This window comes from Candidatus Stoquefichus sp. SB1 (assembly GCF_001244545.1).
Classification (GTDB): Bacteria; Bacillota_I; Bacilli_A; order Erysipelotrichales; family Coprobacillaceae; genus Stoquefichus.
The window spans coordinates 177,844-191,034 of record NZ_LN852694.1; the positions used below are offsets into that span (position 1 = coordinate 177,844).

12 protein-coding genes are annotated in these 13,191 nt (G+C 31.5%); all 12 read left to right on the forward strand.

The features are described from left to right. Positions 1–106: 106 nt before the first annotated feature. Positions 107–1,342, forward strand: coding sequence for a DegT/DnrJ/EryC1/StrS family aminotransferase (locus BN1865_RS04475; RefSeq protein ID WP_050636066.1), 1,236 nt, complete (start codon positions 107–109; stop codon positions 1,340–1,342). Continuing rightward, positions 1,339–1,956, forward strand: a complete 618-nt coding sequence (locus BN1865_RS04480) for a sugar transferase (RefSeq protein ID WP_445082203.1) — start codon at positions 1,339–1,341, stop codon at positions 1,954–1,956. Before BN1865_RS04475 ends, BN1865_RS04480 begins: the two co-directional genes overlap by 4 nt. Further along, positions 1,953–3,251, forward strand: a complete 1,299-nt coding sequence (locus tag BN1865_RS04485; protein ID WP_050636067.1) for a 3-hydroxyacyl-CoA dehydrogenase family protein — start codon at positions 1,953–1,955, stop codon at positions 3,249–3,251. The genes BN1865_RS04480 and BN1865_RS04485 overlap by 4 nt, the downstream gene beginning before the upstream one ends. Before the next feature lie 9 nt (positions 3,252–3,260). Continuing rightward, the gene (locus BN1865_RS04490; protein ID WP_050636068.1) at positions 3,261–4,517 is read left to right on the forward strand and encodes an acetyl-CoA acetyltransferase; all 1,257 of its coding nucleotides are present in this window, start codon (positions 3,261–3,263) and stop codon (positions 4,515–4,517) included. Further along, positions 4,514–5,143, forward strand: coding sequence for an acetyltransferase (locus BN1865_RS04495; protein ID WP_050636069.1), 630 nt, complete (start codon positions 4,514–4,516; stop codon positions 5,141–5,143). Before BN1865_RS04490 ends, BN1865_RS04495 begins: the two co-directional genes overlap by 4 nt. Beyond that, positions 5,140–6,267, forward strand: coding sequence for a glycosyltransferase family 4 protein (locus BN1865_RS04500; protein WP_050636070.1), 1,128 nt, complete (start codon positions 5,140–5,142; stop codon positions 6,265–6,267). The genes BN1865_RS04495 and BN1865_RS04500 overlap by 4 nt, the downstream gene beginning before the upstream one ends. 61 nt (positions 6,268–6,328) lie before the next feature. Then, positions 6,329–7,366 carry a glycosyltransferase gene (locus BN1865_RS04505; RefSeq protein ID WP_050636071.1) on the forward strand — a complete coding sequence of 346 codons (1,038 nt, stop codon included), beginning with the start codon at positions 6,329–6,331 and terminating at the stop codon, positions 7,364–7,366. Between the two features lie 414 nt (positions 7,367–7,780). Next, positions 7,781–8,689, forward strand: coding sequence for a glycosyltransferase family A protein (locus BN1865_RS04510; protein WP_050636072.1), 909 nt, complete (start codon positions 7,781–7,783; stop codon positions 8,687–8,689). Positions 8,690–8,778: 89 nt separating this feature from the next. Beyond that, positions 8,779–9,972: a glycosyltransferase gene (locus BN1865_RS04515; RefSeq protein WP_050636073.1), complete on the forward strand. Its 1,194-nt coding sequence runs from the start codon at positions 8,779–8,781 to the stop codon at positions 9,970–9,972. After that, complete coding sequence (locus tag BN1865_RS04520) at positions 9,969–11,018, forward strand: EpsG family protein (RefSeq protein WP_050636074.1); 1,050 nt, start codon at positions 9,969–9,971, stop codon at positions 11,016–11,018. The genes BN1865_RS04515 and BN1865_RS04520 overlap by 4 nt, the downstream gene beginning before the upstream one ends. A gap of 10 nt (positions 11,019–11,028) precedes the next feature. Next, positions 11,029–12,072 (forward strand): glycosyltransferase family A protein, encoded by a 1,044-nt coding sequence (locus BN1865_RS04525; RefSeq protein WP_232780326.1) that lies wholly within the window; start codon positions 11,029–11,031, stop codon positions 12,070–12,072. 127 nt (positions 12,073–12,199) lie between these two features. Next, positions 12,200–13,191, forward strand: a 992-nt coding sequence (locus tag BN1865_RS04530; RefSeq protein ID WP_050636076.1) for a nucleotide sugar dehydrogenase, incomplete at its 3' end; no start/stop codon positions are given.

Consider the following 13,191-nt stretch of genomic DNA (forward strand, 5'->3'; position numbering starts at 1 on the left):
ATGGGGTAGGGGAAATTGTATCTTCTTACCTATAAAAATCATATTTGGACAGGTGAAAACCTGTTTTTTTGTGTTTAAAAATGAAATGATGAAAAGGAGGGGAATCATGGAGTTTAAACCATTTGAAAAAAAGATATGGCTATCATCTCCTACTATGCATGGAGATGAAATTCGTTATATTCATGAAGCCTATGAGACCAACTGGATGTCTACTGTTGGTCAGAATATTAATGAAGTTGAAAGAAAGACATGTGAATACATTGGATGTAAATATTCAGTAGCTCTGTCTGCTGGAACTGCTGCCCTGCATCTGGCAATGAAGCTGGCTGGTATCAAATCAGGTGACTATGTTTTTTGCAGTGATATGACCTTTAGTGCAACTGTCAATCCTGTCACATATGAAGGGGGCGTTCCCATATTCATTGATTCTGAATATGAAACTTGGAATATGGATCCTAAGACACTGGAAAAGGCTTTTGAATTATATCCTGATGTTAAAGTGGTAGTAGTAGCCAATCTATATGGGACACCATCTAAGTTAGATGAAATCAGAGCTATCTGTGATAAGCATAATGCAGTACTGATTGAGGATGCAGCAGAATCATTAGGAGCAGTCTATAAAGGAAGACAGACTGGAACATTTGGTGATTATAATGTCATCAGCTTTAATGGGAATAAGATTATTACTGGTTCAGCTGGAGGAATGTTACTTACTGACAGTTTAGAAGCAGCCAACAAGGCAAGAAAGTGGTCAACACAGTCAAGAGAGAATGCACCATGGTATCAGCATGAAGAGATCGGATACAACTATCGCATGTCCAATGTGATTGCAGGAGTTGTCAGAGGACAGTATGGCTATCTGGATGAGCATATCGCTCAGAAGAAAGCCATCTATTATAGATATAAGGAAGGATTCAAGGACTTACCAGTTTCTATGAATCCTTTTATTGAGGAAGAAATGGAGCCTAACTTCTGGCTTTCATGTCTGATTATTGATAAGGAAGCAATGTGCAGACAGGTCAGAGGAGAAGATGATGTTCTATATGTATCAGAGGCAGGAAAGTCATGCCCAACAGAGATTCTGGAGGCACTAGTAAAGTATAATGCTGAAGGCAGACCAATATGGAAACCAATGCATATGCAGCCAATATTTAGAATGAACCCTTTCATTACAAAAGATGGAAATGGAAGAGGATTGTCAAATGCCTATATTCATGGAAATGAAACAGTCATAGTAGATGAGGATATCTTTGAAAGAGGGTTATGTCTGCCTTCCGACAACAAGATGACTGCTGAAGAACAGGATATCATCATTGAAATCATTAGGGAGTGTTTTCAATGATATATAGAAAGTATATAAAGAGAATCCTTGATTTCATATTATCATTAGTGGCAATCATTATATTAAGTCCAGTACTACTGATAGTTGCCATTCTGGTCAGAACAAAGCTAGGGACACCTGTTATCTTTAAACAACAAAGACCAGGGCTGAATGAAAGGATATTTACATTATATAAGTTCAGGACAATGACAGATGAAAGAGATGGGGAAGGAAATCTATTGCCAGATGAAATACGTTTAACAAAGTTTGGGAAGCTGCTAAGATCAACAAGTCTGGATGAGCTGCCTGAACTTTTTAATATACTTAAAGGCAATATGGCAATAGTAGGACCAAGACCTTTACTGGTTATATATCTACCCTTATACAATGAACATCAGAAACATCGTCATGATGTGAGACCAGGCTTTACAGGGTATGCACAGGTCAATGGCAGAAACAGCATTACATGGGAGGATAAGTTTGATCTGGATGTAGAGTATACACAAAGAGTATCACTGCTGATGGATATGGGAATCATCCTGAGAACGATAAAGGTCGTTCTATTGAGAGAAGGAATTTCCAGTGAGACATCATCAACCATGGAAGAATTCAGAGGAAGGGAGAACATTGAATGAACATACAAACAGTAACCGTAGTAGGAGCAAATGGAACAATGGGAAGAAATGTTTCTGCTATCTTTGCATCATTTGGTGAGGCAAAGGTATACATGGTATGCAGAACAGAGGAAAAAGCTAAAAAGGCAGCTGTTCAGAGCTATCAGTCAGTAAAGGCAGAATCCATTCAGAATCGTCTGATTCCAGCAACCTATAATGAACTTGAAAAGTGCATCAGTGAATCTGATCTGGTTTTTGAATCTGTCAGCGAGGATTTTGATATCAAGATGTCAGTATATGAGAAAATAAAGAAATATCTAAAAACGAATGCTATTGTCGCGACTGGAACATCAGGCTTAAGTATTCAAAAGCTATCAGAAATCTTTGGTAATAATGCACATCGCTTTTTTGGAATACATATGTTTAATCCGCCCTATAATCTCTCATTATGTGAGCTTGTTGTCCACAGTGACCAGCAGAAAGAACTGGCAAGGGAATTAAGGGAATATCTAAGCAATGTGCTAGGAAGAACTGTTGTTGAGGTTAGGGATTCACCATCATTTCTGGGCAACAGGATAGGATTTTACTTTATTGGCGAGGCCATGCGTCTTGCCAATGAGAATATGGATCAGGGTGGCATTGACTATATAGATTCCATTCTGGGATGCTTTACAGGAAGAAATATGTCACCACTGGCAACTGCCGATTTTGTGGGACTGGATGTCACTCAGTCTATTCTTGACTATATTCAGGATGAGACATCTGATGAATTTAATAGTTCATTTATATCGCAGGATTATCTTATGGACTTGATTAATGATAATAAGCTGGGAAGAAAGACAAATTATGGATTATATCATAAGGACAGGGATACTGGAAATTTTTATGTCTATGATATCAGACAGAAGTGCTACAGGCTAAAGAATGAGTATCGTTTTTATTTTGCCAATGAGATGATTGAGTATATAAGAACAGGAGATTATGATAAGGCCTTTTTACTGCTGATTGAGGATGAAAGCCATGAGGCGGTTATATGCAAGAAGATGCTGCTTCAGTATATTCTGTATTCTCTTAAGATATCACAGGAGGTATCAACGGATATTTCAACGTGTGATGATGCCATGGCGACTGGCTTTTCATGGATTCCGCCAATTGCCCTGATTGAAGTGCTGGGAGGCATGGGCAGGATAAAGAAACTTGCAGAAAGATATCTTGATGACAGATTTGTGAATCTGGTGAGTGATGAGCATTTCCTGGAAGGCGTGCCATCGCATTCAAAATATGATTACAGACCCTTTCTGAAGGCTAAATATTAGGAGGCGCTTATGGAAAAAGTATATATACTGGGAGGAGCACAGACAGACTTTCAGAGAAACTGGAGCAAGGAGTGCAAGAATGTCATTGCGCTGCTGAGAGAAAACATCTTTGATGCAATGGATGAGGTAGGACTTACCAGAGAGGATATCGTTCAGCTGAACAGGGAAAACAGAGTAGCCCTATTTGTAGGTAACTTTATTGCTGAGAATTATATAGATCAGGGACATCTGGGTGCACTCATTACAGAAGTAGACGAATGCTTCTATGGGGTTCCATCAGCAAGATACGAGGCAGCGTGTGCCTCAGGTTCAGTTGCAATAGATGCAGCCAGCAGCAAGATCAGAGACAGGACATATGATGTAGCAATTGTTGTAGGATTTGAGCTTATGAAGACTGTTGATTCAAGAACGGGAGGAAGCTTTCTAGGGAAGGCTGCCTATTATGAAAGGGAAGCAAGGAATATTGACTTTCCGTTTCCAAAGCTGTTTGCAAAACTGGCAGATGAGACTGTAAAAAAATATCAGCTGGATGAAGAAAGGTATATGAATGCACTGTCAGCAATATCATATATTAATTATTCCAATGCCAAGAGAAATCCGCTGGCTCAGACAAGACACTGGTATATTGATGAGAGGCAGGTCTGTCTAAGAGATACACAAACCAATCCGTTGATTGGCGGAAAGCTGGCACTGACTGACTGTTCACAGGTGACCGATGGTGCAGCAACAGTTATCCTATGCTCAGAGCAGTTTAAGAAGGAACGATATAAACAGGCAGAAAAACCTGTCATTAAGGGATTTGGGCATCGTGTTGCACCAATGGTCTTTGAGAAGAAAATGAAGGAAGCCATCAACAGCAGATATATTCTGCCATGGACAAGAATGGCAGCTGAGGAAGCCTATAAAAGAGCAGGATTGACGGTTGAGGATATTGATGTGTTTGAGACGCATGACTGCTTTACATCAAGCGAGTATGCTGCTATCTCATGCTTTGGAATAACAGAACCAGGCAGGGAATACGAAGCAGTTGAGACAGGAAGAATAGCCTTCAGTGGAGACAAGCCAATCAATCCAAGCGGCGGACTCATAGGCTGCGGACATCCGGTAGGTGCATCCGGAGTAAGGATGCTTCTGGATATATATAAGCAGGTTGCTCAGCAGGCTGGAGATTATCAGATTGCCAATGCCAAGAATGCAATGATGCTGAATATAGGCGGATCAGCAACAACAAATTATGTCTACATAGTTGGGAGAGATGAAGGATGAAGGATATCTATATTATAGGGGCATCTGGATTTGGAAGAGAAGTTGCATGGCTGATTGAGGAACTCAATGAGTGGAATATAGCAGGATTTATAGATGATAATGAAGAAATTCAGAATACGCTTATCAATGATATTCCAGTTGCAGGTGGAATATCATTTTTAAGTGGTGTAGATAAGGAAATAAATGTCGTCATTGCAATAGGAAATCCAGTCATCAGGGAAAAAATTGTTAGCATACTGGAAAGCAATCCGAATATCATATTCCCCAACATTATAGCAAAGGGAGTCAGAATCTCTAAATATATACAGCTGGGACATGGAAATATAATCTGTACAGGAGCAGTTCTGACAACAAATATTAAAATAGGAAATTTTAATCATATAAATTTGTCATGTACAGTTGGGCATGATGCAGAACTCAAAAATTATATTACTGTCTATCCATCTGTGAATGTATCTGGAAATGTAACTATCGGAAACAGCTGTGAGATAGGGACAGGAACCAAAATCATTCAGGGCAAGCATATAGGAGAGAATATTATATTGGGAGCAGGCAGTGTAGTCATAAAGGATATAGCAGAATGTGGAACGTATGTAGGTTCACCAGCAAGGAAGGTCATAAGATGAAGAAAATGTTAATGATAGCATCTGTTCCATCCATGATTGGACAATTCAACATGAATAACATTCAGATATTGATAAATTTAGGATTTGAAGTAGAGGTAGCATGTGACTGGAGCGACAGAAGTGTATGGACAGATGAAAAGGTAAATGATTTAAAAGAAAAACTAAGCTCTTTAAATGTAATATGTCATCAGATAGATTATTCAAGGTCACCATTCAATATAGGCTGTCATATAAAATCCTATAGACAAACATTGAAACTGCTGAGAGAAAACAACTATGAATTTGTTCATTGCCATACACCCATAGCAAGTGCAGTAACAAGACTGGCATGTAAAAAGACAAATACAAAATGCATATATACAGCGCATGGCTTTCATTTTTACAAAGGGGCACCAATAAAGAATTGGATAATCTTTTATCCAATAGAAAAATGGTTGTCAAGATATACTGATGTTTTAATAACCATCAATATGGAAGACTATAATCGCGCAAAAGAAAAGTTTAAGATGAAACAATTAGAATATGTACCAGGAGTGGGAATAGATCTATCAAAGTTTCAAATAAAAAATTTCAATAGAGATGAATATAGAAGTAGACTGGGGCTAAAATCTGATGATTTTGTAATATTATCTGTAGGAGAACTTAATAAAAATAAAAATCATGAAATAGTTATTAAAGCAATAGCAAAACTAGGATATTCAAATATTAAATATTTGATAGCAGGACAAGGAGATTTAGATCGATATCTGATAGAATTGGCAAATCATTTGGGTATAGGAGATAAAGTAAATCTATTAGGTTTTCGAAAAGATATACCAGAACTTTTAAACAGCAGCGATTTGTATATATTACCATCATTAAGAGAGGGATTAAATGTGTCATTATTGGAAGCAATGGCTTCTGGGTTACCTTGCATTGGGAGTAAGATAAGAGGAAATGTTGATTTAAAAGATGTGGATTTGTTTAAAGTGAAGGACGAAGAGAACTTAGTGTCAAAAATCAATAGCGTCTATCAGGGAAGAGAAAGAATATCTAATAACAGTGAACTTAAAAAATTTTCTAATAAAGCTATAAATCATCAATTATCTAAAATATATGAAAAGTTAGTTGTTAATAGAGATTAAAAACAATTGAAAATAATTTATAAAGTGAAAAATAAAGGCTAGGGGGGGAGAAAATAATATAATGAATAAAAAAAGAGTTCTTCATGTTTTAAGAAGTAATGTGTATAGTGGTGCAGAAAATGTTGTTTGTCAGTTAATAAATATATTCAAACAAGATTATCAAATGTTTTACTGCTCACCAGTTGGAAAAATTGAAGATACGTTAAAAGAGAAGAATATTAATTATATAAAGTTAATTAAATTTAATCCTCTTAATTTAAGAAAAATAGTATCTCATAATTCAATAGATATAATACATGCACATGATCCGGGTGCTTGTGTTCTAGCAAGCCTTACATTTAATAAGAAAAAAATTATCGCACATGTACATGGAAATCATACAAACATGAAATCACTGACTTTGAAGTCAGTGCTGTTTTTAATATCATCTATGAAATTTGATAAAATCATTTGGGTGTCTGAAAGTAGCCTAAAAGATTATTTTTTTTATAAACTCATAAAAAATAAAAGCATTATTTTAATGAATATTATATCTCCGGAAGAAATATATTATAAATCAAAATTATACCAAACAGAGAGATTTGATTGCATTTATTTAGGAAGACTTTCTGAGGAAAAGAATCCAATACGTGCAATAAGAATCATAAAAGATGTAGTAAAAGAAATTCCAGATTATCGAATGATCTTTGTTGGTGATGGTGTTCTTTTTAATGAGTGTAAAAAGTATGCTGAAAGTTTACGATTAGAAAATAATATTACATTTGTGGGTTATCAAAATAATCCATATCCATATTTATATCAGAGTGATGTATTACTCATGTCGTCTATATATGAAGGAACGCCTATGAGCGCTTTAGAAGCTATGAGTTTAGGTAAACCTATTATTAGTACCCCAACTGATGGATTAACTGATTTAATAAAGTTGAATGAGACGGGATTTTATTCAAATGATGATATAGAAATGAGTAGATTTATGAAAATGCTCAAAAAAGATCGAAATTATTACTTAGAGTTATCAGAAAACACTAGAAAACGATTTAATGATTTAAATGATTTGGAAAAATATAAGGAGTGTATGAGACAAATATATGAGGAATAAAAATGTCTGATTAGATTAATTAATATAATAAAATTTTAAAATCCAAAACAAAATATAACTATCTCTATTTTAGGCGTAAGAATACTATTTAATGAAATAAGAATGTTAATTGATAAGGAAAAGTTGAAAAATAATTTTACTCTTTATGGAAATATTAATAATCCATATAAGTATCTTAGACATTCAAAAATAATAATGAATTCTTTTAATGGAGGATCACCTATGTATGTATTAGGAGAAATACGGTTGTGCCTATCAATTGTATCAGCTAATACAAGGTAATAGAAAAATGGATATATTGGATTTGCAAGTAATGAAAACTATGAAGCGAGCGAGTAGATACTTAAATGTTAAACGATGAGTTTGAAAATTATGAGAATACAATATTCAATATTTATAAAGGAGAGTAATTAAATGAATAGCGAATGCATAATGACAATTTTTACACCAACATATAATAGAGCTTATATTTTAAAAAATGCATATGAGAGTTTAATTAAACAGAATTTTAAGCAATTTAAATGGGTTATAGTTGATGATGGTTCTACTGATGGAACTAAAGAAACAGTTGAATCATGGATATTAGAGAATAAAATTCGAATTCAGTATATTTATCAAAAAAATCAAGGGAGATTTAAAGCATTCAATACGGCTATTCCTTATTTTGAAGGTGAGCTAGAAATCACATTAGATTCTGATGATTACTTATTAGATAATGCTTTAGATGAAATATATCTGATTTGGAATAACATTCCAAATAAAAAAAATTTAAGTGGAATAATTTCATATTTTGAAGATGAAAATTTTAACATAATTGGAAATGAATTTCCTAAAAATATAACATATGAAAGATCTTATGTTTTATATGATAAATATAAATTAAAAGGCGATAAATTTATGATTTTTCGCATAGATATAATAAAACAGTTATCATACAAAATATATCTGGGTGAACGTTTTGGAGGAGATGCAATTTTATTTAACAAAATTAATGACTTGTTTCCCATGTATATAATCAGAAAATGCTTTTGTCATCGTGAATATCAAAAAGATAGTATAACCAATAATTTATTAAAGCATCATATTTCTTCACCGAAGGGAATTAGAGATCACTATTATGACTGCATTATTCATGAAAAATATAATAAAATTAATATTCTAAAACATACATTAGGGTTTATTAGTTATTCGTACTTATCAAATGATTCAGTGAGTGATATTCTAAAAAAGACAAACAGAAAAATACTTACTCTATTATTAATAATACCTGGATATGTGTACAAATGTATCTTAGTTTTAAAAAATAACATAATGAAAAGATAGATTATTGATTGTTTTGCATTAATAATTGATATTAAGTACTAATATAAATAAATGCTCAACGAAATCTGAGAGCGTGAAATGAGGAAAATATGAAAAAAAACAAGATTCTTTTTTTGTGTTCTAATATGCAAATTGGAGGTTTTCAAAAAAGTCTTATTAATTTACTTGAATATATTGATTATGATAAATTTGATGTGGATCTGTTATTGGTAGATACAACAGGAATATATATGAAATTTATTAATAAGAATGTTAATATATTGAATTTTAAAGATGTAAGTAGTTATTTTCTTTCATATAAAGAGTCTTTTAAACAACTTATCCATGAAAGAAAATATATTTTGGCATTAAAAAGGACGGTAAATTTAATACTTTCTATTATTAATAAGGGGTATGGGGCTATTTATATGAGCAGACAAATTCCCATTATAAATAAAAAATATGATGTATCTATTGATTATTGTGGACAATATTTGAATTATTATATGATAGATAAAGTAGATGCTAAAAAGAAAATAACATATTTTCATAATGATTATTCTAAATGGGATTATTATTATTCGGCAGATAAAATTTATTATGACAAAGATAATTACATAATTACTGTATCGCAAAATTGTGTCGATGCATTAAAATGTTATTTCCCTCAATATAAAAATAAGATTTTATGTATTGAAAATATAATCACAAAAAAAACAATAGATTTGTTTAATAAAAAAGTTTTAGATTCGAAAATGTTAAATAAAATACAGAATAAGAAAGTAATTGTAACAGTTGGGCGTGTATGCCTGGATAAAGGTATAGATTTAGCAATTGAATGTGCAAAAAATTTAAAAAAAGAAAGTTTGAATTTTATTTGGATTTGGGTAGGGCCGGGGGAAATTCAAAAATATCATGATAGAGTTATTGAATATAATTTGGAACAAGAATTTATATTTACTGGTGGTCAAATTAATCCTTATGCATATATGCAAGTCGCAGATATAGTTGTTCATCCTGCACGATTTGAAGGAAAAGCAGTAGCGGTAGAAGAGTCATTAGTGATGAATTTACCAATAATAGTCACTGATTATTCGTCAGCAAATGATCAAATTGAAAATAATATTACAGGGTTCATTGTACCTTTTGATAAAGATATGATATGCAATAAAATTAATTTATTATTTTCTTCTCATAATGAAATAGAGAAGATTAAATCAAATCAAAAAAGGTATTGCAAAGGGAATTCAAATGAAATAAAAAAACTTTATAGTTTATTAAGTCAGGAGGATGATATGAATTGAAATATGTTTTAATTTATTTATTATTAATGGCAATTACATGTTTTCTTTCTTTATTTGTAAAAAAATACAATAAATATTGTGATATATTTATTATAATTTCGATAGTTTTATTATGGTCTACATACGGGGTGGTATGGCCTCATGATGAGATATTAAATGATAGATTTAATTATGTGACATGGTTTAAGAATGTATATCCATTATATTCTAATAACCTATCTCTAATATTTCAGCAAAACAATGAAATTGGGTGGTTTTTTTATAACGTTATTTTAACGAATATCATATCCAATATTAATTTGTTATTTTATATTTATATGCTTCCACCAGTATTCATTTCTATAGTCTATTTATATAAACAAGATTATCCATTTAAAATTTTGCATCTATTTTTTGCGATTTCTCCTATTTGTTTGTACTCTACATATTTATGTCGACAGATGAATGCATATTTTTTTGTGGTTCTTGGACTATATTTTCTTCAAAAGAAAAAAAATGTACTTTCCTTATTATTTATGATATGTGCTACTTTAATACATAAAACTGCAATTGTAGGAATTCTGATTTTGGTTATACTTTGGTTATTGGATAGCAAAAAAATTCTTACAAAAAAAAGAGTGTTTACTTTATCCGTTTTACTAGTTACATTAATACCTTTTATGTCTTATATTATGAGTTCTTTTTTAGAAGTGATTGGTAATAATAAATGGGTAATTTCTAGTTCAACTCTTAGTATTACAACTATAAAAGGATTGCCATACTTTATCATATTTTTTATATTTCTTAATTATAAAAGTGATTATGAAATTGGCTTATTTTCTAATGGAATTCAATCTTTCATGATTGGATATTTTTATATTTTAACGATTTATGGTTATTGGATATATAGGTTAGCTATATATTTTTTATTGGGAATGATGATAGTTTCGGCATATTTATTTATTAAAATGAAAAACAAATATAATAGAATTATTTATTTGGGTTCATATGGCGTTATATTTATTATGCTTTTAAGAGAAATCTATCTTTTAGGAAGTTATTATTAATAGAAAGGAGGTGCTGAAATTGTATTTTTCTATAATTTGTCCTGTATATAATATTAATGAGTCATATTTAAAAAAATGTATTGATAGTGTCTTGAATCAGAATTTTAATGATTTTGAATTAATTATAATAGATGATGGATCATCTCGAGAATCAACAATTTCATATTTAAATAAGATCAAAAATAGTGATAATCATTTATTACTTTTTTCAAAAGAAAATGGAGGAGTATCTTCTGCAAGAAATTTTGGTATAAAAAAAGCTAGTGGAAAGTATTTGCTTTTTTTAGATGGAGATGATTTTTTAGAGGAAGGTATGTTAGAAAAACTTTTTCTAATTACAGTAAATAAAAATATAGATATTTTATTTTTCAAGTTTATTACTTATTTTTCGATGAATGGGAATGTTGATAAAATCGATGATGATTTGGAATTAAAAAAAATTTATGAAAAAGAAATGATTTATTATGAAATTTTAAATCCAAACAATTGGAATAAGATAAATTATGGAACGCCTTGGGGAAAAATTATTTCGAATAATTTAATTAAAACTAACAATATTTCTTTTAAAGAAAACTTGCCTAGAACACAAGATAGAGTATTTATGTTAGATTGTGTATACTTTGCAAAATGTATATATAATTATAATTATAGTGGATATAATTATAATTACAATTATGAGTCGGTGTGTCAAAATTATAATGTTAACTTATGGGATAAACTGTATAGAGTACAAAAAGAGTTTGTTCATAAGTGCAAAATTTATAATATTTTAAAAAATGATAGTCCAATTTTATCTATTAGTTTGATTTCATTTTATCTTGAGTCTTTAGATTTAGAAATATTTCATTGTGATAACAAAATGTCTTATAAAGAAAAATTTAAAAGAGCCACATTGATTTATAATATATATGTCAAAGAAAGTATGCAAAACATAAATTTAAATGAATTTAATGGGTTGAGAAAAGTTATTATTATACTAATGAAGATTCGTTTAAAAGAATTGGTATATATTTTGTATATCTTTAGAAATAAAAAAAGAAAATTTAATAAATAATCTATTAGTAAGATGATAAGCTAAATTATTTATAATTTTTATTAGTATATTTAAGTATATTTTAAAATCATGAGAAAGATAATAGCTAGTCATATTTATTATTAGATATAGGAGAATAAAAAAACATATGAAAATCGCAGTTGCAGGAACAGGATATGTAGGATTAAGCATCGCTACATTATTAGCACAGCATCATGATGTTGTTGCTTTAGATATTATCAGGGAAAAGGTGAATATGATCAATAATCATATCTCACCTATTCAGGATAAGGAAATTGAAGATTATTTAAAAAATAAGGATTTAACACTAAAAGCAACTCTTGATAAAGATGTTGCTTTTAAAAATGCAAAGTTTATCGTCATCAGTACTCCTACTAACTATGATGAGTCAAAGAACTACTTTGATACTTCGAGTGTAGAGGAAACCATTGAATCTGTATTAGAGATTAATCCAGAGGCTATTATGATTATCAAGTCAACTATACCTGTTGGATTTACGAAGCAGATGAAAGAAAAGTATGGAATAGAGAATCTGATCTTCTCTCCTGAATTCCTAAGAGAAGGAAAGGCATTATATGATAATCTCTATCCTTCAAGAATTGTTGTAGGAGAGAAGTCAGAACGTGCAAGAGAGTTTGCCAATCTATTAGCTGAAGGAGCCATCAAGAAGGATATACCAGTACTGTTTACAGACAGTACAGAAGCAGAAGCAATCAAGCTGTTTGCCAATACATATCTGGCATTAAGAGTCTCATACTTCAATGAGCTTGATACCTATGCAGAGATGAAGGGACTGAATACAAAGGATATCATAGAAGGAGTATGTCTTGATCCAAGAATAGGAAGTCATTACAACAATCCATCATTTGGATATGGAGGATACTGTCTGCCAAAGGATACAAAGCAATTAAAGGCAAACTATCAGGATGTACCAGAGAACCTCATCAGTGCAATAGTGGAAAGCAACAGAACAAGAAAAGATCACATAGCACAGGAAATCATTGATAGAGGGCCTAAGGTAGTAGGAATCTATAGACTGACAATGAAGAGTGGGTCGGATAACTTTAGGGCGAGTGCAATACAGGGCATCATGAAGAGAATCAAGGCAAAGGGAATAGA

Coding starts and splice junctions, on each gene's coding strand:
- BN1865_RS04475 (WP_050636066.1), top strand. CDS start 107: ATGGAGTTTAAACCATTTGAAAAAAAGATATGGCTATCATCTCCTACT.
- BN1865_RS04480 (WP_445082203.1), top strand. CDS start 1,339: ATGATATATAGAAAGTATATAAAGAGAATCCTTGATTTCATATTATCA.
- BN1865_RS04485 (WP_050636067.1), top strand. CDS start 1,953: ATGAACATACAAACAGTAACCGTAGTAGGAGCAAATGGAACAATGGGA.
- BN1865_RS04490 (WP_050636068.1), top strand. CDS start 3,261: ATGGAAAAAGTATATATACTGGGAGGAGCACAGACAGACTTTCAGAGA.
- BN1865_RS04495 (WP_050636069.1), top strand. CDS start 4,514: ATGAAGGATATCTATATTATAGGGGCATCTGGATTTGGAAGAGAAGTT.
- BN1865_RS04500 (WP_050636070.1), top strand. CDS start 5,140: ATGAAGAAAATGTTAATGATAGCATCTGTTCCATCCATGATTGGACAA.
- BN1865_RS04505 (WP_050636071.1), top strand. CDS start 6,329: ATGAATAAAAAAAGAGTTCTTCATGTTTTAAGAAGTAATGTGTATAGT.
- BN1865_RS04510 (WP_050636072.1), top strand. CDS start 7,781: ATGAATAGCGAATGCATAATGACAATTTTTACACCAACATATAATAGA.
- BN1865_RS04515 (WP_050636073.1), top strand. CDS start 8,779: ATGAAAAAAAACAAGATTCTTTTTTTGTGTTCTAATATGCAAATTGGA.